We start from the raw sequence: 21,214 nt of genomic DNA on the forward strand, positions 1-21,214 counted from the left end.
CAGCATGACCGTTTCAGTCCAGACCGCCGCTGAAGCCCTGACCGAACTGGTCGGCGCCGCCAACTGCACCGTAGCCGCACAGGACAAGCGGCCCTATCTCACGGATTACCGCGGTATCTTCCACGGCGAGGCCATGGTGGTGGTAACGCCTGTTTCGACGCAGCAGGTGGGCGATGTCGTATCGTGGTGTTACCAACACGACGTCCCGGTCGTACCGCAGGGCGGCAACACGTCGCTGATGGGTGGCGCGGTCCCCGACGATACCGGCACGGCCGTCGTCATCAGTCTGCGAAAGCTGAACCGCGTGCTGTCGGTCGATGTCGTCAACGACACCATGACGGTGCAGGCCGGCGCCACCCTCGCGGCTGCGCGCGAGGCCGCGGAGAACGCACAGCGACTCTTCCCGCTGCGCATTGGCTCCGAAGGATCGTGCCAGATCGGGGGTAATGTCTCCACCAATGCGGGCGGCACCGCCGTACTGCGGTACGGCAATATGCGGGACCTCGTGCTCGGCATTGAAGTCGTGCTGCCGGACGGCCGTATTTATTCGTCGCTCAAGGGGCTGCGCAAAGACAATACCGGCTACGACCTCAAGCAACTTTTCATTGGGGCCGAGGGGACGCTGGGCATTGTCACCGCCGTGGTGCTGAAGCTCGCGCCGCAGCCGAGGGCTACCGCGGCGGCTTTCATCGCGGTGAAGAACCCGCATGCGGCAGTCGCGCTCCTTCAGGCCGCGAAGATCAGCTCTGGCAACGCCGTGAGCGCATTCGAACTCGTGTCCGCTCCCGCGCTCGAACTTGTTCTGGACTACCTTGGCGATGCGAAATTGCCTCTGCAACATGCGCACGAATGGATGGTTCTGATGGAGCTGACATCGGGCGGCACCGACGAGGCATTGCACGCGGCACTATTGGACATTCTCGAGCGCGGCTTCGCGGAAGGGCTGATCGAAGACGCCGCGATTGCGGCGAGCCTTGCCGATATTCAGGCTTTCTGGCGCATTCGCGAAGACATCTCCGATGCGCAAACGCGCGCGGGCGGCAGTATCAAGTGCGATGTGTCCGTACCGATCTCGCGCATTGCCGATTTTATCGACGCCGCGTCGGCCGAGGTGCTGGCGCTCGACCCCGAGATTCGCCTCGTCATCTACGGTCACCTGGGCGATGGCAATGTCCATTTCAATCCGCTCAGGCCCCGAGACCAGCAGGCGGCCGAGTTTCTGGCGCGGCACTACAGGGTGGTATCGGAGACCGTCGACGGCCTCGCACACCGTGAGCAGGGTTCCATTTCCGCGGAGCACGGTATCGGTGTGGTGAAGCGCGACGACCTGCGGAAGTACAAGTCCGAGGTGGAACTGCAGTTGATGTGGCAAGTGAAACGGGCGCTGGACCCGAAGAATCTATTGAACCCTGGGCGTGTACTTCCCGGGCCCGACGACCCATGCGCCATCCAGTGAGGACACCCAGGGAAGAGCTATCCGTATTGCTCGATGAAGTGAGGAACCGGCGGCTGGAAATACTGCGAGACGTTCGACACCGCCTTCCTCGGAGTGCGGGCGAAGGCGAGTACCTGCCGCTCGTCCTCGCCTCGCTCGGACATCAACTGAATGCGCGGGCGATCAGGCAACAAGTCATCGGACTCGCCTGTGCCGTGGAATTAGGCTTTCGAGTCTCGCCGCCCGCCGACCTGGCCGCACGCCTCCAGGCAGAAGCGGCGCCCCTCCGGACGCTGTACTGGGTCGCTCAACGGCGACTGCGATTGACAGCGGCGTACCGAGATAGCGAACGGTAACGGTGTGATGCACGTGCTCAATGGTCCGTTGATGGCTGGCCTCCTATTCGCTGAACTCCCTAATCAGGATGCCGCGCCTGCCGATAGGTTTCCGCAACGGTGCGTACACGCTTGAGCTCTGCCTCCCATCTCGGCTCAAGTTCCCCCTGAAAGTTGCCGATACATCACGGATGCACATCATCCGATGACTCGACATGGTCGCCATTAGCTCCGTTGGAACCCCTGCCCTCAGTTCTACTGCCCCCTATGGCAGATCTGGCACCAGCCCCGCGTCCGCGGGACCGGCCGGTGCGTCCGCTGGGGCATCGGCTTCGGATGGCGCGGAGGCCGTTGCGCTTGGGCAAGGCGGTGGATCCCCCGTCTACACGCGCGCGCAGCTCGCGCCGACCTATGCGTGGGAGCGCGCCTCGAGCGACGCGATATCTGGACGGCTGGCGGGCAACGTCCTGGCGTCGACAATGTCCGGTCGCTTCGCGGGTCTCGGCGCGGCGTTGCTCACGCAGTTGGGCGGGGATGGCAGCGACTACTCGCAGTCGGTGATCGGGGTCGCGCCCGGTGCCCAGGCGAATGCGATCCATGCCTCGAGGTTTCAGGCGCCTGCCCTGAATCAGGTCGGACTCACTCTTACCATGCGCAGCGGTGCGACGATTACCGTGACGCTCGGCAGCGATACCGACCGGCTCGCCGTGAACGTGGCAGTCACCGGCGGCACCCTCGGCGCCAAGGACCGCGATGCGGTCGCGGGGCTCGCCGGCGCTTTCCAGACCGCCATCGACGCGCTCGGCGAAACGCCGCCGCGTCTCGATCTCGGTGGGCTGCTCGATACCGATGCGGACCTGTTCGCCGCCGTCAATCTGCATGCGAGCATCGACGTCGGCCAGAATCAGCCGCAGACGATCGACTTCGTGGCCAGCGATCAGCAACGCACGGTCTCGGTCAGGGGCCCGAGCGGCGACCTCGATCTCAATGTCGATATGCGCGAGACATCCACGCTCGGCACGGCCGCGCAGCAGGCCTCCGCCATCCGCCATTATCTGCAGCAATTCGACGCCGCCAAGTCGCGCGGCCAGGGCGACCCCGCACTCATGGCGATGTTCAAGGATGCCTTCGCGGCGCTGCACGGCCATCGTGCCAGCAGCGACGGCGTTTTTGGCAAGCCGTCGTCGAACGGCATCGTTCCCGCATCGCGGATCGCGCTGAGCGGCGCCGACCACGGCATGATGACCGGCCTCGGCGATTTCCAGGCTTCGATCTCGCAAACGGCGGTCGCCAGCAATCCGATGCGGCGCGACGAGGTCGACGCCTTTTCCTATCAGGTATCGCAGCACACCGAGATCTCGGGCAAAAGCGAACTCGATCGCAGCGTGCATCAACGGCAGGAATCCAGGCTCGACGCCAGCTTCCATCGCTCACTGTTCGGTGATACGGCGCTGATGCTGACGGACAGCCCCTACTCACAGAACTATTACTACGATCAGATTCACGACACGGCCAGCAGCGACATGTCGCTCGCCTACGCCAAGGGCGCATTGGTCCAGGCAACCCTGACGCAGGCGGCCGACCAGTCCAGCCGCGTGCAGAAATACGAATTGGGTCGTCTTCAGAGCGATATCACGACGCCGAACGCAAAGTCTCGTACGGTCGATGTGCTTGGCATGATCGACGACGCGATTCGCAACGACACCTACCACCAGATTCCGGACGATCGACAGCGTGACGACGTGCTGTCGTCAATGCATGACCGCGTGCTCCTGCACGCGAGCACCGATCAGGTTGGGAGTCTTTAAGAGCGAACAAACGCGTCTTGCGGCTGCCGGCAGGTCAGGTTTCGTGCTTGCGAGCCGCGCTGACATCCGGAGGTCATCGAACGTTTCGTTAGCGCAGACGTGCCGCTGCCATTGCTAATCGAAGCGCGACTCGATGGTCGGACCCTCTGCGGCGCCGAAGGTCAGTTCACCCCGTTGCCGGGACACGATTACGAAATCGTGATCTCGTTGGTTGGCACATCCCTCGGTGGCAACGGCAGGTGCGGACTGCTGGCCTACGAGCTTCAGCCCGGTAACGGGCCGGACAATCGCACACCGCATATGCTTCAGCCCTTGGCAATCAGCAAGCATTGAGCGGCATAGCCGCACACCGGGCGTCGTGGACACCCGGCGCAGAGGCAGGCGCTCATGGCCGGCCTGCCCCGGATAATCCGGCACGCTGGCGAGTACCCACCCGATCAGCACCACGGTCAGCGCCGACATGACGGCGAATGCGCTGCGCCAGCCGACAACGGTGCCTAGCCATGTGCCCAGGGGCACCCCGAGCGACAGCGCGATCGGTGTGCCGACCATCGCCACTGCAAGGGCTTTGCCTTGTCGATGCACGGGCACCATGCGGCGTGCATATCCCGCCAGCAGACTCCACGCCAGTCCTGCCGACACACCGGCGAAGAAGCGCGCCGCCAGCGTCAGCCAATAGTTCGACGAGAACGCCGTGATCGAGTTGAAGACAAGGAACCCCGCGATGGTCAGTAGCAACACGTTGCGCCGGCACCAGCCTTGGCGCCAGTGGACTTTATCGAGGAGCCAACCGGTCGATTCCACTTCCTGACGAAGCGATTCGACCGCACCGCAGATGGCGGCCGAATCCATATGCACAGCCTGGCAGGCCTCGCACACATCGACTACAACATCCCGCGCGCCTACAGCTACGATCAATACTTCCGCTGGATTCGCACATTCCTGATGCCCCAGCAAGCCATCGACGAAGCGTACCGACGGATGATCTTCAATGTCGTGGGTCGTAACCAGGACGACCACGTGAAGAACTTCGCGTTCCTGATGTCCCCCACCGGGGAGTGGAGCCTGTCGCCGGCCTATGACCTGACGTTCTCCGCGGGCAATGGATACACGCTGCAGCATCAGATGACGATCGCCGGCAAGGCGGATGACTTCACCGTCGAGGAACTGGTTGCCTTCGGCAACAAGTACGACGTCACCAAGCCGAAGGAGATCATCCAGCGAACCGTCGAGGCGTTCAGCAACTGGACTACCTTCGCCGCCAAGTGGAACGTTGCGACCAACGAGATCGAGTCGCGGGAGAGGCGCTTGCGGTTGTTTAAGGTCTGAATTGGGTAGATGGCGAGACTGCGGACTGGGCGTCGTATGTCTGAAGCGGACATTTTGATTTAGCTAGAACGCGGCATCCATGCGAGTTTCAACTAAGTCCTCGATACCCCGGTGCCCGGTGCGGGAGCGGTATACAGCAGGCGAGTCGCACTGCTTGATTCAGTCCATCGGACGTAAAGTAGCGCGGCAGCAATCAGGCCCGTCCGCCCGCCATCGGAGCGAGCGGACCACGGTCAGAATGCAAAGCCGAGTTGCGTTTGCGCGGACGTCGTTGCCCGTCGCCAGAGCCAGGCATCAAACTCTCTACGAGGGAGCGCAAGCAGATCCGCAGCGCAGCAGAACGCCTTCCGAAGAAAATGGTAGTCGTCATTCTCGACACCAACCTTCCTGGCAAACGTGCGCACGTGCCGGTCCACTGCGATCGACTCGATACCCACTAGGCAGCCCATGTAGTCCACGGTCTTCGGGCCGATGCCGTGAAGGGTCTGCATGGCACTGCGAAAGGCTTCAAGAGTCAGTTGGGCACGCAAGTCTTGCACGTCCTCGACGCCCCAGGCCTTTAGGAAAGCGACCAGCGCTTCAAACCGCGCGACCTTTTCGTGATGTCGCCAGCTAAGGAAGTCGCCAGTCCCCCGCGCCTCGATCAGCCCGAGCAACGCCGAGACCGTGCCTAGCTGGGGATAGGTGCGCAAGATGGCGAGCACCCTCGGGCGGACCACCGTCGCGTAGTTCAGACCAGCCTGCAGGACCGAATCCGCCAGCACCGCACCGAGATGCCCGCAGGTTGCCCTGGGAATATTTTGCTCGGCAAGCGCGCCCTCGTCTCTCGCGCAGTCCGCAATCCGTCGCGCGGCCATCAGAACCGCCATGGCAGAATCCTGGGCCACGCTCATACTAGCCCTGCCAGTCTCAATGCTTGGAGCCGCTCCACGCAGTTAGGGCAGGCCCCGCACGGAAATGTTGCCGACGCCTGGCAGGAGTATGTCCGTCCGATCGGCACGCCAAGATCAGCAGCCGCACGTGCGACATCGGCCTTGGATGCGTGGCGAAAGGGGGAGTGAAAGCGCACGGGACCAATGGTGGTGGTCAGCGCGTCAAGGCTGTTCATGAACGCAGCGGTACAGTCAATTTCTTTGGCATGGTTACTGTTGATGAAGCCGGTGTACACGTCCAAGATGCCCACAGTCTGGGCGCGTGCTGCTGCGGCTGCAAAGAACAGCATGGTCCGGTACGGAATATACAGCTCATCATCCTTGACCTCCTCGTTCCAGAGGTTCGCCTCGCGAATTAGGCGCGACGCGGAATCCCGGAAGACGTCGGAAATGTCATACCTCGCCGGCCGGCGCATCGCCGACGGAAGCACTTCATTAACCCTGCTCCACTCGGTCTCCACGCAATGCTGTCCATAGTCGAAAAATACCGGCAGAACATCAACGCCCCTCGAAAAAAGTTGATACGCCACGGTCGTGGAGTCCAGTCCGCCAGACGCCAGGAGAAGCGCCGCCTTCATGCCGTTGCGATCCTCAATTTGGCCAGTGCGTCGAAGGTGCCGTTCAGGCACGCGTCAAGGTCCGCGGAGTATACCGAACTTCCCGCTATGACCATCGTATTGTTGTTTTCGTTGCGCGGATCGAATGTGATGACCGGTTTACCCAGCCCTATGGCCATTCCGATTTCAACCAGCGTGCCGGGATCGCGCTCCAACGGAATCGCAAAAATGGCGTCGCAGGCCTTTAGCAGTTGGCAATCCAACCGGTAGGTGCGGCGCAAGTCGCCATCGCTGGCCGGCTTCGGCAGTTCGCCGTTCTCCTGGATGGGTCGTCGTACGCGAAAATTATGATAAACGAGGCTCTCGACGGCACGGTCCAGCTCGGGCTTGTGGACGTACGAAAAATCCGGCCCGGCGAGGTAAATGGAGAATCGCTGGCGATCGTGCCAGGGCAACCTCGTGCCGCCCAATCCGCGCAACTCCCCCACTGTCAGGGCGAAGCTGCGTCGTACATCCCGCCGCAGATCGTCCGGATACGTGGTCTGCGCATACACCGTGGCGGCTTGGCATCCACGCCACGCCGCTTCGACCCAACCCCGTTCCGCGTAAGCGACCATCACCGCCGAATAGACGTCGCCCACGCCAACAGAATTGACCGTCTCACCGAGCGTAGCGGGAATTTCCTCGACGCTGCCATCACGCAAATCGAAGAGTCGGCTGCCGCCGCGGTTCTCCTTTAAGAGAAAGACTTCGGGCGAGAGCGTCGTCACTTCGGCAATCAGGGGATCAACGGAATCCGCCCCTAGCGCCGCGAAGAGTATTGACGACGTCGACAGGATGACTGCTTCGGTGCGGGCCTGGAAGGGCTGCAAGGACGCTAGGCTGTCGACGTCATAGGCCACGTCGAACGTAAATTTCGCATCAAGGGAAAACTGGTCTCGCAGTCCGCCCATGTCATATTTGCCCGGAAAGACGACCACCCGACTGTAGCCCCGCAGATCAGGAGCCGGCTCGCGCACTACCACCTGCTTGCATTGACGCAGCAGGTCTTCGTAGCCCTGGTGCGAGACCTCAGTCGGGTCAACAATCGCAACGACATTCGGCGCCCCAACGATATCTCCGACCCAGTGGAATTCCTGGCACCCGTGCGCCGCGAGATAGCGGCGCGCTTCGCCTTCCAAATATTTCGGACAGAAGGCGGCCACCGCGTACGGCACGCCGGCAGCCCACAGACCTCTCGCTGCATGGACGATCCCACCAAGCCTGAGCTTCGATTCCGCCTTCTGCTGAGGAAGGGTGAAGTCGACGACGATTTCCCCAACGATCAGCACTGCGTCGGCGTGCGTCTCCATTATTGGGGAACGAAGTCGGCTTCAACGGTAGGCATTGGCGTGAGCGCCGACGACCTGACCACGCCAGTGTAGCTCAACCCGGCCTTGAGGCAAGACGCGAGGTAGTTGTAAGCGGTCGGCAGGGCCCCGACTTTGATACCGCGCTGATCAACCGCGAAAACGCGCGTCGCAAAAACGAGGGTCAGGGGTTGGTCGACGCCCGGCACAGTTCTGGACTGCGTGAAGTAGTCGCATTGCGCCACCTCTTCCAGCACCGTCGAGAATGCCTGCTGACATCGGTCGACGCCGCTCGTCCCGCCACCGCCCGCGCCGGGTCCGCTCTTCGGCGCGGTCGATCCAGAATAATCGGAAAAACTGCCAGACCCTGAGCTTCCCATAAGACCCCTCTTCGCATTCGGCAAAATATGGCTCACACAGACACGCGATACGCGAGTGCTTTGCCCCGACAGACATCTTTACCCGTGGGTCCGCGCGCTTACGCGGCAGCCGCATTGCCCGGCAATCAATTTTTTCGCCTCCGAAGCCGGAGTGAGCTTACGACGTAGACGGCGCGAACAAATATTGAATATTTTCTCTATCAGACGTTAATCAAACTAAATTGAATTATAGGAGGCAGCGCGCCGTCACCCCCATGAAAGTAGGGTTGCAGCACGACAAAATGCCCGATAGAACAGCAGGCCGACTGCGTCGTGAACGGGCGCCCGTGCTACGCGCCACTTACCATGCCATGAGGTACAGTCCACCCGCCTTGGGACAATCCGCATCACAAATCTGAAATGCTCTCCACAATGACCGATCGCAGCAGCCCAGCGTAGTCGTCACGCGGCGCGACCAGCATTAACAAGTTCCGCTTCGTTCCGTTCCTCCAAAGCTCATAGGCGTGCCGCCCCACCCGACGGCCCGCTCGCCATCGTCACACCGCTCGTTCACATTCATGCTATCTGTCTTTTTTCTTGGTGGCAAAACGCTCCATGCCACGACGCCTAACGTGGTCGAGGATGCAAACAAATACTCCGTACTGGTTGGGAAAAACGGCACGGGAAAGAGCCGACTGCTGAAGGCAATTGTCGAGACGTTCGTCCCGCCCGAAGCCCGTGACGAGCGACGGAACTCGGATGATCTGCAAATCAGTGCGCCACCGCCGGACTTCAAACTCGCCTACGAGTACAGACCGAGCAGTGTGATCGCATTGTCAGCCAGCCCATTCGACCGGTTTCCGTTGCCGGCTCCCTCCCGTCCTGACTTTCGCATGTACCTTCCAGGTATCGATAGCGCCAGCTACGAGTATCTCGGCATACGTGGCCTCTCCAGCCGCAATCTCGGCATTTCTTTTATGAGTCGGGCCATAACGGGGCTCATCGACTCGATGATTGAAAATGGGCAACATGCCGAACAGGTTTGCAATGTTCTGAATTACCTGGAGTACGACGGGACCATTGCGGCACGCCTCCAACTTCCGTACTCGATTTCCAAGCTGAAGGAGCTACTGAGCACCGACGCGGAGGAGGAAGATGCCATTGCACACCTCCATGAGTATTTGCAGAAGCGAGAGAGTGGTTGGCGACCAAACACCCGGATCTGGTCAGCGAATGCGAAAGCCATTTGGCATGTGCTGAACAGATTTTTAGGTGCGCTCACGCGCCCGAGAATCGATATTGTGATCGATCATACCGGCGTAAGAAGCGTCAACAACCCCAATCTCCAGATCGATGGGGATTTTGTCTTTCTGTTGGAGCTTGGGCTGCTCAAGCTCCGAGAAGTAAGCCTGCGCAAGCTCAATTCCCACAATAGAATTCATCTGAACGAAGCCAGCTCTGGCGAGCAGTCCGTTGTTCTGGGCTTTCTTGGCATCGCCGCGCATATTCAAGATGGATCACTGATCTGCATCGATGAACCCGAGATTTGCCTCCACCCGGAGTGGCAAGAGCGCTATATCAAGCTTCTGATTTCGACCTTCAGTCGTTTCAAGCGCTGCCATTTCGTCATCGCTACCCATTCTCCCCAAATTATCTCGCGACTGGAGGATGAAAACTGCTTTGTCCTCAACATTGAAACCGGTGAAACCGTGGACGCAAGCGAACTGATCAAGCGATCGTCGGATTTCCAGCTCGCCAATACCTTCGGCGCCCCCGGATACAAGAATGAGTACCTGTCCCGCGAGTTGATTTCGCTTTTGACCCAGTTCAGTAAGTCCGGAGCCCTGTCCGACGAACAGGTTTCGTTTGCGCACAAACTGCTGAAGCTCAAACCCGTGCTGGACGCGTCGGATCCAGTTAGCAAGCTCATGACGATGCTCGAAGAGGTCCTTATGGAGCGTCTGCAATGATTCCCGCGCCAGTCGTGTATGAAGGAAAGATCAGGGCCAAGGTAGACGCCTTCGCGGCACTATCGCCCGAGCAAAAACAGGGCAGCTACTGGGACAAGACGGATGACGGCGACCTGTCGGATGTGAAAAAGCACATAAAGGACTACTACATCAAAGTGCAGGATCACGTGTGTCCTTATTGCCAGCAGAAGATGGTGGTCGATCACAACGGCGCATGGGACGCAGAGCACATCATTGCGAAAGACGCGCGCCCCGAGTTCATGTTCGAGCCCGAGAATCTATGCATCGCCTGCAAGGACTGCAACGGAGAAAAATCGAACAAAAATGTTCTCACAAATCCGCAACTCAAGAGGTTTCCGCGTAATCGCGAAGCGTACCTGATATGCCACCCGCACTTCGATCAATACGAGGCACACCTGAAGGTTGTTTCCAACCCGCTTTTCTTCATTCCGCACACGGACAAGGGGCGGCGTACCATCGAGATCTGCGGATTGCTGCGATTTCTTTATCAGGTCAGCGAGTATGGCGATGTGCCAGTAGAGATCGCTGGTGAAATCGGCACGTTGCATCAGGATTTTGGCGATGCAAATAGCGGTGCCGAACAGGTCATCATTCTGAGCTGCATCAGGGAACTGTGTGACAAGGGCATCGACGAGGCACGCCGCGCGCGCTTTGCTCAGCTTCGCAAACCGCAGACTGCCGAAGCAGCGTAGCTGCACACCATCGGCCGTGATGGACGACAGCTTGTCCACGATCATGCTGGCGGTTTCTCCCGTATGGTCGCCAAAGCCCAATCGTCTGTCACAGAGACCGGCGGCCGTGAAACTCGTCCAGATATCGATCCGGGGTGCGCGCCACTGAAAAGAAGGCGACGCGCACCACAGCGTTCTGGCCACCTCAAGAGAGAACGCGTAGCACTTGCGAATTGCTGGCGTATACACGGCGCAAGCGACCGGGCCAGACTGGCCACGGCGATACACTGCGAGGCGGACAGGCGTATCCCCGCAAGCTCCGGGTGAGGCATCGCAAGCGCATTGAGGGTATGCGTCCCCGCCAGGCGCGCCAGTCGTCGCAACGCCCTCAAGTCGTCGCAACGCCCTCAGCAACGTCTCGTAGTCGTGCGTCCTCGATAGGACCGTGCGAACGTCTGCGGCAGTTGACGCTCGACATGTACGATCGCCGGCGTCAGGAGGCATGCAGTACAAGCTGGTCGACCATCCTGTACGCCCGCCAAGCGCTGGCGGTTCGCCAAGTAGCTGCGGCGCTTCGGCTGAGTCAGAAAAAGACTCAGCTTTTAGATACATGGGCGTACTACGTTTGCCTCACAACACGCAACTATACCGATAACAAACATTAGCGACACATACGCGTTTGCACAACGGGCCAAAAACCCTGTGACCTGCCCCCTGTGGCATCGGCGTGGTGAAAGAGGCCGAGGCAGGGCCACTACAGCTGGAAGACAAAGTTTTGCGGGACGACTGTCTCCGACGCGCATCGTTTGAAGGAGCTGGAGCAGGAGAACAACAAGCTCAAACGCCTGCTGGCCGATTCAATGCTCGACAACGTGGCGCTGAAGAATCTGCTGGCGCGAAAATAGTGGGCCCGCAGGCCAGGCGCGATGCGGTCCGGACGTCGGGGCCCGAGCGCACAGATTAGGCGCTCTTATCAAAACATGTGTAGATCAGACGATACCGAGCCAGACGGTCAGTGCGCGGTCCACCTCCGCCATACGACCGCTGGCGAGACGGCCGATAACCTTTCCGATCTCTGTCCCTCAGCGGCGATTGAAGTTTGTCAACCATAATTTCCGATATCTCTCGAAGCCTATTCTGCTCGTCCGGTTCCACGCGAATCCGAAATGCGGGTGTGTCCGCGAAGTTCGCTAGTGATAGGTAGTACGTTGACGGTTGGATGCTGGTCCAAGTAGATGTTCGATTGGACGATGAGAGCTGGGCAAGGCTTACCGACCTCCGTGTTCATCGCAACCACAACAACGTCACCTCGCTTCATTTCCACCCCGACGTATCACTCATTTTGGCGAGCTCTTCCGCGAGTTCCCATTCGCGAGGCTCTGATGCGATAAGCGCCGACTGTCGCTTGCCCTCGACAATGTAGGCGGGGGAGCGCGTGTCTGGCACCCATATCTGCACTTGGCGCAACCCCAAGGCTGCCTTGGCGGCCCGGAACTCACGGGCGATAGGCGTCCTTGGCGTGGCGGCGACCGGAGCGATCACCCATATTTCCTCACCACCAACCCGCTCCCAATCAGCCCCAAAACTGTCGCGATACCAGTGATCACGGGGCCGCTGGGTACGAGCACCGCCGCCGTTAGCGCCGCTGACGTGCCGCCACAGAGGATGCACGCTACCTTGATCATCCGGTCTGCGGCGTTGCGCTTTCGGTGTCGCTTCTCGAACATCCGTTCCGTCTTAGCTTCCGTCGTTTTGCTGCGAGGGTTGTCGGGCATCTTTGGCTCCTTTGTTGACCAATGGATCGTGGTTCCTGAAGAGGCACTACCATCGATCCGTTGCATCAACTCTGAGCCACTCGGCGCACGCTGGATATGAGATGACTCTCATTTTGACGAGCAGCACCCTCAATAGGGATCGCAGCGCCGACGCGCTGCGATCCCTTGAATTACAACTCAGAAACGACTCAAAACCCCTGCGTCAGCAACCCATACATCGTCCGCACGCCGCTCGTATAGTTACCGAGCCGCAGGTTCTCATTCGCCGCATGCTGATTGTTATCGGCGTTCACCAACGGCACGATCACGAACGGTACCTTCAGTACGTTCACGATTTCGGCGGTGGGCACCGTGCCGCCCATCATTCGGATCCGTACCGGTTCGGGGTTGGTGCCGAACGTGCCGGTCAACGCCGCGTATGCCCACTTGGCGACGCCGGAATCGATCGGCGAGCCGGCGGCGTTGCCGCCTTCGCTTTGGTAGCTGAAAGAGGCCAGCTTGTCGTAGCGGGCGCGGTCCTCGTCCGTCGGGGCGCCCTGTACGAGGTGGTAGCCCTGCTTGACGATGTGTTGCTCTACCAGCTTGCCGAGGTACGCGGCGTCCGAGTCTGGCGTCGTGCGGAGGTCCAGCTCCGCTTCGGCCTTGTCGGGGACGATGTTGGCGACCTTGTCGCCGACCGCGGCGGCGGCCATGCCGCGTACGTTTAGCGACGGGTATTGCATCGCTTCCTGATAGTTCTTGCCGACCTTGTCGGTCTGCGCGATGCCAAGCCGGCGTTTCAGGGCGGTCTCGTCGTCCGGGACGGCGGCCATGATCTTGCGTTCGGCTTCGCCGAGTTTCACCTTGCTGTAGTAGCCCGGAATCGTGACGCGGCCGGTGTCGTCTTTCATGGACGCCAGCAGCGTGGCCAGGCGTTGTGCCGGGTTCGGGGCGTAGTTGCCGTAGTGGCCGCTATGCAGCGGCGACTTCGGGCCGTAGACGGTCAGCTTCGCCTTGGCGGCGCCGCGGTTGCCGAAGACCAGCGTCGGACGGTTCGTCGCGTGCATGGGGCCATCGTGGATGACGATCGCGTCGCAGGCCAGCAGATCCTTATGTGCCTGCATGACCTTGGCGATCGACGGCGAGCCCTTTTCTTCTTCGCTGTCGAGGATCACCTTCACGTTCACCGCCGGCTCGCCGTTGGCGCCCTTCAGTGCGTCGATCGCGGCCAGCATCATCATGATGGGGCCCTTGTCGTCGGACGACGAGCGGCCGAAGACTCGCCACTCCGGATCCACCGTGCCCGAGAACAGCTTGTTCGTGTCGATCTCCTCCCAGTTGCCATTGGCGCCCTTCTGCTTCAGCACCGGCGTCCATGGGCTCTTCTGCTGCCACTGCGACGGGATAACCGGCTGGCCGTCCAGGTGCATATAAAACAGGACCGTCTTGCGATTCGGCTGCTTGCCCGGGTACTCGGCGAACAGCATGGGCTTGCCGTCATTATCGAGCGCCTGCGTCGTGAAGCCGCGCTTCTTGAACGCCTGTTCGAGCCACGCCACGTTGCGCTGGATGTCTTCGGGGACGATCGAATCGTTGGGGATGCTCAGCAGGTCCAGATACTCGCGGTAGCTGGCCGCGGCTTGCGTCTGGGCGGCTTCTGGTGTCATGGAGGCGGCTTGCGCGGCGGCGGCCGTGAGGCACGTCGTTGCGAACAGCATCGCCAATTGTTGGGCGGATTTGGCTCTCATTGTCTTCCTTGTCGTGGTAAGCCGACAAAGCATAAGGCCAAATCCGCTTCATGCGAAGCCGCGCCAGACGCTCGACGATCGATCAACCAGAACAATAGCGGCTATGGCGATTGCCACGCCGTGAATCCCGCCAATAGTCGTCGCGGTAATTGAAGGTCATCAGCCCCGGACGCACGTAGTCGTAGGGGTCGTGCAGGCCGCGGATCTCCGGACGATCGGCGGCGGGGATATTGAAGATATCGAATTGCCGCTGAATCGCCTGCAGATAGAACATCGATGCGCCGATATTGAAGTTGTCCGTATGGGTCATGAAGAAGACCTTCGGCTGTAGCGCCTGGATATACATCGTGATATCGCGCACGCCATTGTTCGCTTCGCCAATGCTCACGCCAGCACCGAGTTCGACGTCGGTCTTCGGCAGCGTGGTGAAGTACTGCAACAGCGCAGGGGCCTGCTCCTTCAGCGGGCCGGCCGTGTCGTGCCACGTGAACGTGAAGTCCGATCCGCCGACCGTGAACTGGTACATGATCGGAATCGGGCCGCCCACGCCCGCGTTGGTGCGCGTGTCGAGCGCCGGCGCGGGGTTCGGCGGGAACAGCGTGTCTACCCTCGGGTCGCGTACCGCATTGATCGGATTGGGAGGCAGCGACGGGTCCACCGGCACGGTGGCCGAATGCACGTGCTTCCATGCCGTGATGCACAGGTCCGGCGCCAGCGGCCGCAGCGTGCGAACTTCCGCGCCCGGCGCAGAACCGGCGGTCGTGATCGCCTCGCATTTGACCGTCGTGCCGGCGCCGAAGATGCGCGCGGCGTCGGCCTTCATCGCATCGCAGTGCTCGGCGGCGCCGTAGATCGTCGCGCCTGTGAGCTTGGCGATATAGGCCGCGTTGTCGGCATGGTCGCCATGGCCGTGGCCCAGAAAGATGAATTCGGGGCGGACATCGACCAGATCCTGCACGGTGGCGGGTACGTATGCCCGCTTGTCCGCGAGGCGGTAGATGTACGAGTCCAGCAGGAACACGCGGCCTTTGGCGGCGACGGCGAACGACGCGACGCTGAACCACGAGAAGATGACCTTGTCCTCGCGAACCTTGCCTGTCCGCTCGTCGACATTCTCGGGGCCGAAGAAATGCTGCCGCGCCTTGACCATCGCGGCCAGCTGCGCTGGGTTACTTCGCCGGAAAGCCGACGCTTCGTCGTTGCCCTGCGCTACCCCGATGGAAGGCACAAACGCCGCCATGATGGCCGCGCCAATCAGTCCAAGCTGGAATGCTCTCATCGCTTGTCTCCTTAAAGAACATCACATCACGTCACGAACGACGCGCGTTGCTCCGCTCGCGGTACGAAGCATAGGTATCGGACTCTGATAAGCAAACGTATGGACATTCCCGCGCGGCGCGCGTTGGTGCGGTGCGACGGCGTTGCCGATGCATTGCCTCGGCGTTGGCAACCTGGCCAGGTTTCCTGAGGATCGGGATGTGGTGTCCGCGGGGGACCGTGGGAGATCGTGCTGCATGACAGATTGCGCGGGAAAATTGCGGTGCAGCAGTGAACGGTTGCGGCCCCGCTGTTGCGGGCCCGCGTCATGCTCGCGTCATGCACGCATCTGTAGCGGGGACAGTAACCGCTATGCAGCCCCACGCTCCGGCGTGAATTGCTTCAGGTAGTCCTTGGGACTGACGCCCACCCGGCGGATGAAGGCCTTTCGCAGGACATCAATGCTCTGGTAACCATGCCGTCGCGCGATGTCTTCGACCGTTCGCCCTCCCATCTCCAGCGCGCGTCGTACCGCCTCGATGCGAACCTCTTCGACGTACCGTGCGGGCGTGGTGTCCAGCTCCCGCTGGAATGCGCGGATGAGCGTTCTCACGCTCATGGCCGCATGGCTCGCCAGCGCTTCCACGCTGAGGTCGGCGTCGAGGTTCTCGGCGATCCATCGGCAGAGGCGTTCGAGCGCCGATCCCGGTGTGTGCTGCGCGCGCAGTGTGGTGCTGAACTGCGCTTGTCCACCGGGGCGACGCAGGTAGAGCACGAGGCCTCGTGCGATGGCGAGCGCCACTTCGTCGCCGAGGTCCTCCGCCACCAGTGCCAGCGCGAGGTCGATGCCCGCCGATACGCCGGCGGATGTATAGACATTGCCGTCCCGGATCCAGATCGGCGCCGGGTCCACCGTCACCGAGGGGTAACGCTCCGCAAGGTACGACGCGGCCTGCCAGTGCGTCGTGGCGCGGCGGCCGTCGAGCAGGCCCGCCTCCGCCAATGGAAATGCGCCGACGCAGATGGCACACATGCGCCTGACCGATGCGGCACGCTTTTGCAGCCATGCAATGGCTGCGGGGTCCGCATTGCCGATGGCGCTGAAGCCGGTGGTGACGATCAGGGTATCGATCGGCCTGGCCGCCCGGCGCTCCTGCGCCAGCGTTCGATGCCCGACGAGGGCGATGCCCGTTTCGCTTTCGATCTGCGTACCGGGGCTGGCCGTGACGAGTTCCAGCACATATGGTGGCCGCTTGCCCGCGTGCATGCGGTTGGCGTTCGCGAAGACCTCCGCGGGGCCGATGACGTCGAGCGCATCGACGGGGGGCAGGCCGAGGATCACGACACGTCTCGCGGCCGACGGCGGCCGCTCGCGGGCGGGTTGTGCGTGTGTCGTCATCTGAGGGACGGATGCGGAAGCGTTGGAATGCGGAACGATTTTTCATTTTGGCACAAAACGACTGAAAACAGTCATTTGTGTCATGGCCGCCTTGCCTACACTTTGCACATCCCTTCCCTTGCGAGTGTCCGTCGTGAACCCAATCGTCACCATCGGTGGTGTCGCTGCCCCCGACTCCACCCTGTCCCGCAAAGCAGCGTCGCTGGTCAAGCGCGTACATGCGGACGCCATGCTGCATCACGTCCATCGCACCTGGTGGTTTGCGGATCTGTTGGGCCGCAAGCGAGGACTGACGTATGACCGCGAGACCGTCTATCTCGCCTCGCTGCTCCATGACCTCGGACTCACGGAGGATTTCATGGCGGACCAACGCTTCGAGGTCGATGGCGCCGACGCGGCGAGCCGGTTTCTGCTCAGCCATGGCGATTCGGAAGCACGGGCGCGCATCGTGTGGGATGCCATTGCGCTGCACTCGACGGCGGGAATCGCCGACCGGCGCGAGCCCGAAGTCGCCCTCGTCTACCTCGGCGCGCATGCCGACGTCATGGGCCTGCATCTGGACGAGATTGCGCCATCGCTCGTGGACGACGTATTGCAGCAATACCCGCGCGTGGGGTTCAAGGCGGCGTTTCAGGCGGCGCTGGCGGAAGTCGTGAGGAAGAAGCCCCACACCGCGATCGGCACCGGATTGGCCGACATCGGCCGCCGCCACGTGCATGACTGCCAGATTCCCGACGTGTGCGATCTGCTCGACCATGCGCCGTTCGATAGCTGAGCGTTGGACGCTCATCCCCCATCAATGACTGGAGTAGAAGCATGACCAGATTTTCCGAATACGAATTCCGGACGCAGCCGTGGTTCGACGCATCGTGGTTCGCGCCGGACAGCACCGCGCGGTTCAATCAGTTCATCCCGATGAAGACCATCGTGATCCATTGTTTCGATCCGCGCGCCTCGGAGATTCCGCAGGCAGTGGCCAACTATCTTGGCGACGAAGTCTATCCCGGCGAGAACATCCTCGACGAGGCCGGCAACCGCATCGGCAACACGCGCACGCTGTTCGCCGTGTCCAATGCGGGCGGCAGAGCGCTGGCGGCGCTGCAATCCGTCGCCACGATGGACTATTTGTTCCGCGTGCAGAACGTCGTGGTCGTGCATCACTCGTTCTGCGGCGCGACGGCCTTCACGCCCGAGACGCTGATCGGCGAGTTTCACGACCATCATCACGCGGACATCGCCGGGTTGTTCGATCATGACAGTCTGGCGATCGGGCACTACGAGGATTCCATTCGGCATGACGTGAAACTGCTGCGCGCAAGTCCCGCAGTGCCGAAGAACGTCAAGCTCTATGGCCTGTTCTACGAGATGAACTCGGGCACGCTAACCGAGGTGGTGCGGGACTTTCCGGTGGCGGGCGCAGCGGAGTAGTTCCTCGGCGTAGGGTGCGATGACGAACGCCACCACGGCGAGCAGCAAACCGAAGATCTCGCCCGGTGGCAGCGGGGTCGCCCTCAGCGATAGCGAGAAGTCCGGCTTTGCCGGGCCCGCGCCGAAGATCGACAGGAACTGGTCCCAGTACACGCTCGCGAGCAATGCGATGGCGGCTAGCGGCAGGACTTCAAGCAGGCTGTGCATATGCTGCTCGACCGGAACCACCGGCCGCTTCGTCGTGGCGTAGGCGACGTCGATCCATGCCGTCACGGCATGCACGATGGCCGCCGCCATCATGATGGTCAGCACCAGCGCGTTGATCTCGAGAAAGACCGCCATGAGCACCGGGATGCCGACCTCGATCATCATCAGGCTGTGCATGATCGATTCCCTGAGCCCGGCATTGCGTTCGATCGCGGTGCGCCGATGGCACCACCAGTCGCCGACGCCCGCGAAGATCCATAGCGGCACCAATCCATACAACAGGATCGCATGCACGGGTCCCTGCATGCCCTACTCCTCCTTCGGCTGCTGCGCCGGCACGACCTCCGCCCACATCTCGCGTGCCGTCGCGCGTAGCACGGCCCTGCTTTGGGAGTCCCCGCTGAACATCGCCTTGACGTAGTTCTTCACGGCTTGCGTCGGCATATGAGGCGGTATCGGCGGCACCGCGGGGTCCGTCAGCACGTCGATGACCACCGGGTTCCTGGCGGCGAGCGCATGGTCCCAGACCTCCCCGATGGCGGCGGGCCGTTCCACCCGGATACCTTCGAGACCGAGCATGCGCGCGTACGCCGCGTAGTCGAACGACGGCACGGTCTGCGACGTATCGAAGCGAGGGTCTCCGCCCAGCGAGCGTTGTTCCCACGTGACCATATTGAGGTCGCCGTTATTGAGGACCAGCACGATCAGCCGGGGATCTTCCCACTCGCGCCAGTGGGCGGCCACCGTGATCAGCTCGTTGATGCCGTTCATCTGCATCGCACCATCGCCTTCCAGCGCGAAGGCCGGACGGTCCGGGAAGCAGAATTTCGCGGCGATCGCATAAGGCAATGCGGGGGCCATCGTCGCCAGCCCGCCGGACAGCGAACCCTTCATGCCGCGCTGAATGCGGATATCGCGCGCATACCACGTCGCGGCCGTGCCAGAGTCCGCGCAGAGGATCGCGTTGGACGGCAGCCGCGCGGACAGCTCCCAGAAGACGCGCTGCGGATTGATCGGCACGGCGTCGTCCATGGCGCGCCGCTCCAGTACGCGCCACCAGCGCTCGGTGTTCGCTTCGACCTCCTCCCGCCACGCGAAGTCGGTGCGTTTCTCCAACAGCGGCAACAGCGCCGCGAGCGTTTCCTTTGCATCGCCCACCATCGGCACTTCCATGGGATATCGCAGGCTCAGCTTGCGGCCGTCGAGGTCGATCTGCACGCCACGCGCCTGCCCTTCCTGCGGCAGGAATTCGGAGTACGGAAACGACGAGCCGACCATCAGCAGCGTGTCGCACTCGCTCATCAGCTGCCAGCTCGCGCGCGTGCCGAGCAGGCCGATGCTGCCCGTGACATAGGGCAAATCGTCGGGCAGGACCGCCTTGCCCAGCAACGCCTTGGCCACCCCGGCGCCCAGCCGCTCCGCGACGGCGATGACCTCGTCGGCGGCGCTCATCGCCCCGGCGCCGATCAGCATCGCGACCTTCTTGCCCGCGTTCAGTACCTCAGCGGCGCGCGCAAGGGTCTGCGCATCGGGGACAACGCGCGGCTTCACGTAGCCCACGCCGCTGTGCACCGTGCCGTGCTCCGCGGGCGGCGCGGGCACGGCCTCCATCTCCTGTACGTCGTTGGGCAGGATGATGCAGGTGACCGTTCGCTGATCCAGCGCGATGCGTATCGCGCGATCGATCAGATGGCGCACCTGCTCCGGCGTCGTCGCCATGTGCACGTACTCGTGCGCGACGTCCTTGAACAGCGACATCAGGTCGACTTCCTGCTGATAATCGCCGCCCAGCGCCGCGAGCTTTTGCTGGCCGACGAGGCACAGCACAGGCTGGTGGTCCGCCTTCGCGTCATAGAGACCGTTGAGCAAGTGGATGGCGCCGGGACCCGAGGTCGCCATGCACACACCGATCTCGCCGGAGAACTTGGCATGCGCGCACGCCATCATCGCGGCGCTCTCCTCGTGGCGGACCTGGATCAGGCGGGGGCCCGACTTCTGCGCGCGGTCCAGCGCACCGAGCATGCCGTTGATACCGTCGCCGGGGTACCCGTACATGCGGGAGATGCCCCAGGCGCGGAGGCGTTCGAGGATGAAGTCTGCAACGGTTGTTGTCATGGGGATGGTCTCTAGGTTGGTCGGAAGGCGCGACCGGCGCCGACCGTGGCCCGATTACAAGCCGGCGTAACAATTGCACGCGTAACCGCCCTCGCCCACCTGAGCGTGAGGCGTACGGACGCATCGCAAAGCGCGCCTATGCGACATCCGGCCTAGATGGCGTGCGACATGACAGGCGACATGACATCAGCGGTGCGAAATGCGTGCCATCGGACAAGCCGACACAGCGCCACGGCGTTTCGCTGTCGGACGCGCGCCGATTGCGGGAGTGGCCGCGCCAGACGAGACTGGCTCCATCGACAACGCAACATTGCAAGCACGGAGCCCGCATGCGCACACTCACCACGCCGCGATTGAACCCCGACGTCCACGCCGCTTACGAGCGCCAGAGTTCGCTCGTCGAATTGGGCCGCATGATGCGCGCGGAACGCGAGCGTTACGGGCTGACCCATGACCAGTTCGCGCAGGCGCTCGGCATCCGTGCGGCGGATATCGTCCAGCTCGAGCGCGGCCATAGGTCGCCGATGTGAGGCCGATGTG

21 protein-coding genes and 1 pseudogene are annotated in these 21,214 nt (G+C 61.9%); 9 read left to right on the forward strand and 13 right to left on the reverse strand.

What is annotated here, in order from left to right:
• The first annotated feature begins 4 nt into the window (after positions 1-4).
• Positions 5-1,456, forward strand: a complete 1,452-nt coding sequence (locus KHP16_RS07295; RefSeq protein WP_211959856.1) for an FAD-binding oxidoreductase — start codon at positions 5-7, stop codon at positions 1,454-1,456.
• Between the two features lie 529 nt (positions 1,457-1,985).
• Positions 1,986-3,578: a hypothetical protein gene (locus KHP16_RS07300; protein ID WP_211959857.1), complete on the forward strand. Its 1,593-nt coding sequence runs from the start codon at positions 1,986-1,988 to the stop codon at positions 3,576-3,578.
• 114 nt (positions 3,579-3,692) lie between these two features.
• On the opposite strand, the gene KHP16_RS28615 is transcribed toward KHP16_RS07300, so the two are convergent.
• A complete protein-coding gene (locus KHP16_RS28615; protein ID WP_211959858.1) occupies positions 3,693-4,430 on the reverse strand; it encodes an MFS transporter in 738 nt (245 codons plus the stop codon).
• Between KHP16_RS28615 and KHP16_RS07310 the strand changes: the two genes are divergently transcribed.
• Positions 4,347-4,907 carry a type II toxin-antitoxin system HipA family toxin gene (locus KHP16_RS07310; RefSeq protein ID WP_244835671.1) on the forward strand — a complete coding sequence of 187 codons (561 nt, stop codon included), beginning with the start codon at positions 4,347-4,349 and terminating at the stop codon, positions 4,905-4,907. The genes KHP16_RS28615 and KHP16_RS07310 overlap by 84 nt on opposite strands.
• Before the next feature lie 233 nt (positions 4,908-5,140).
• On the opposite strand, the gene KHP16_RS07315 is transcribed toward KHP16_RS07310, so the two are convergent.
• Genes KHP16_RS07315 through KHP16_RS28320 form a run of 4 tightly spaced genes read right to left on the reverse strand, consistent with a single transcriptional unit; the run spans position 5,141 to position 8,161 of the window.
• On the reverse strand, positions 5,141-5,776 hold the full coding sequence (locus KHP16_RS07315) for an HhH-GDP family DNA glycosylase (protein ID WP_244835672.1): 636 nt from the start codon (positions 5,774-5,776) through the stop codon (positions 5,141-5,143).
• A gap of 20 nt (positions 5,777-5,796) precedes the next feature.
• On the reverse strand, positions 5,797-6,417 hold the full coding sequence (locus KHP16_RS07320) for a 7-cyano-7-deazaguanine synthase (RefSeq protein ID WP_211959861.1): 621 nt from the start codon (positions 6,415-6,417) through the stop codon (positions 5,797-5,799).
• Entirely contained in the window at positions 6,414-7,748 is a 1,335-nt protein-coding gene (locus tag KHP16_RS07325) for a nucleoside 2-deoxyribosyltransferase (RefSeq protein WP_244835673.1), read from the reverse strand. The genes KHP16_RS07320 and KHP16_RS07325 overlap by 4 nt, the downstream gene beginning before the upstream one ends.
• Positions 7,748-8,161 (reverse strand): hypothetical protein, encoded by a 414-nt coding sequence (locus KHP16_RS28320; protein WP_244835674.1) that lies wholly within the window; start codon positions 8,159-8,161, stop codon positions 7,748-7,750. Before KHP16_RS28320 ends, KHP16_RS07325 begins: the two co-directional genes overlap by 1 nt.
• Positions 8,162-8,682: 521 nt before the next feature.
• On the opposite strand from KHP16_RS28320, the gene KHP16_RS07335 reads away from it, so the two are divergent.
• The 3 genes and pseudogenes from KHP16_RS07335 to KHP16_RS28325 form a co-directional block, all read left to right on the forward strand.
• Positions 8,683-10,074 (forward strand): ATP-binding protein, encoded by a 1,392-nt coding sequence (locus KHP16_RS07335; protein ID WP_211959862.1) that lies wholly within the window; start codon positions 8,683-8,685, stop codon positions 10,072-10,074.
• The gene (locus KHP16_RS07340) at positions 10,071-10,787 is read left to right on the forward strand and encodes an HNH endonuclease (protein WP_211959863.1); all 717 of its coding nucleotides are present in this window, start codon (positions 10,071-10,073) and stop codon (positions 10,785-10,787) included. The genes KHP16_RS07335 and KHP16_RS07340 overlap by 4 nt, the downstream gene beginning before the upstream one ends.
• A gap of 734 nt (positions 10,788-11,521) precedes the next feature.
• A pseudogene (locus KHP16_RS28325) lies at positions 11,522-11,700 on the forward strand (IS3 family transposase); the annotation flags it as partial.
• 198 nt (positions 11,701-11,898) lie between these two features.
• On the opposite strand, the gene KHP16_RS28665 reads toward KHP16_RS28325, so the two are convergent.
• The 6 genes from KHP16_RS28665 to KHP16_RS07370 form a co-directional block, all read right to left on the reverse strand.
• Complete coding sequence (locus KHP16_RS28665) at positions 11,899-12,084, reverse strand: type II toxin-antitoxin system PemK/MazF family toxin (protein WP_211959864.1); 186 nt, start codon at positions 12,082-12,084, stop codon at positions 11,899-11,901.
• Complete coding sequence (locus KHP16_RS28670) at positions 12,081-12,308, reverse strand: antitoxin MazE-like protein (protein WP_211959865.1); 228 nt, start codon at positions 12,306-12,308, stop codon at positions 12,081-12,083. Before KHP16_RS28670 ends, KHP16_RS28665 begins: the two co-directional genes overlap by 4 nt.
• On the reverse strand, positions 12,305-12,541 hold the full coding sequence (locus KHP16_RS07355) for a hypothetical protein (RefSeq protein WP_211959866.1): 237 nt from the start codon (positions 12,539-12,541) through the stop codon (positions 12,305-12,307). Before KHP16_RS07355 ends, KHP16_RS28670 begins: the two co-directional genes overlap by 4 nt.
• A gap of 188 nt (positions 12,542-12,729) precedes the next feature.
• Entirely contained in the window at positions 12,730-14,238 is a 1,509-nt protein-coding gene (locus tag KHP16_RS07360; RefSeq protein ID WP_244214502.1) for a M20/M25/M40 family metallo-hydrolase, read from the reverse strand.
• Positions 14,239-14,350: 112 nt separating this feature from the next.
• On the reverse strand, positions 14,351-15,547 hold the full coding sequence (locus KHP16_RS07365; RefSeq protein WP_121490877.1) for an MBL fold metallo-hydrolase: 1,197 nt from the start codon (positions 15,545-15,547) through the stop codon (positions 14,351-14,353).
• 348 nt (positions 15,548-15,895) lie between these two features.
• A complete protein-coding gene (locus tag KHP16_RS07370; RefSeq protein WP_211959867.1) occupies positions 15,896-16,924 on the reverse strand; it encodes a GlxA family transcriptional regulator in 1,029 nt (342 codons plus the stop codon).
• A 133-nt stretch (positions 16,925-17,057) separates the two neighbouring features.
• Between KHP16_RS07370 and KHP16_RS07375 the strand changes: the two genes are divergently transcribed.
• Together KHP16_RS07375 and KHP16_RS07380 are read left to right on the forward strand one after the other, a co-directional pair.
• The gene (locus KHP16_RS07375; RefSeq protein ID WP_109581045.1) at positions 17,058-17,699 is read left to right on the forward strand and encodes an HD domain-containing protein; all 642 of its coding nucleotides are present in this window, start codon (positions 17,058-17,060) and stop codon (positions 17,697-17,699) included.
• 41 nt (positions 17,700-17,740) lie between these two features.
• A complete protein-coding gene (locus tag KHP16_RS07380; protein ID WP_115952325.1) occupies positions 17,741-18,352 on the forward strand; it encodes a carbonic anhydrase in 612 nt (203 codons plus the stop codon).
• Here KHP16_RS07380 and KHP16_RS07385 read toward each other — a convergent pair.
• Entirely contained in the window at positions 18,305-18,865 is a 561-nt protein-coding gene (locus KHP16_RS07385; protein WP_211959868.1) for a diguanylate cyclase, read from the reverse strand. The two genes, KHP16_RS07380 and KHP16_RS07385, sit on opposite strands and share 48 nt — an antisense overlap.
• Before the next feature lie 3 nt (positions 18,866-18,868).
• On the reverse strand, positions 18,869-20,674 hold the full coding sequence (locus KHP16_RS07390) for a thiamine pyrophosphate-requiring protein (protein ID WP_211959869.1): 1,806 nt from the start codon (positions 20,672-20,674) through the stop codon (positions 18,869-18,871).
• Between the two features lie 329 nt (positions 20,675-21,003).
• Here KHP16_RS07390 and KHP16_RS07395 point away from each other — a divergent pair, with 329 nt between their 5' ends.
• Positions 21,004-21,204, forward strand: a complete 201-nt coding sequence (locus KHP16_RS07395; protein WP_115952328.1) for a helix-turn-helix domain-containing protein — start codon at positions 21,004-21,006, stop codon at positions 21,202-21,204.
• The last annotated feature ends 10 nt before the right edge of the window (positions 21,205-21,214 follow it).

It is taken from the genome of Cupriavidus plantarum (assembly GCF_905397285.1).
GTDB lineage: Bacteria > Pseudomonadota > Gammaproteobacteria > Burkholderiales > Burkholderiaceae > Cupriavidus > Cupriavidus plantarum.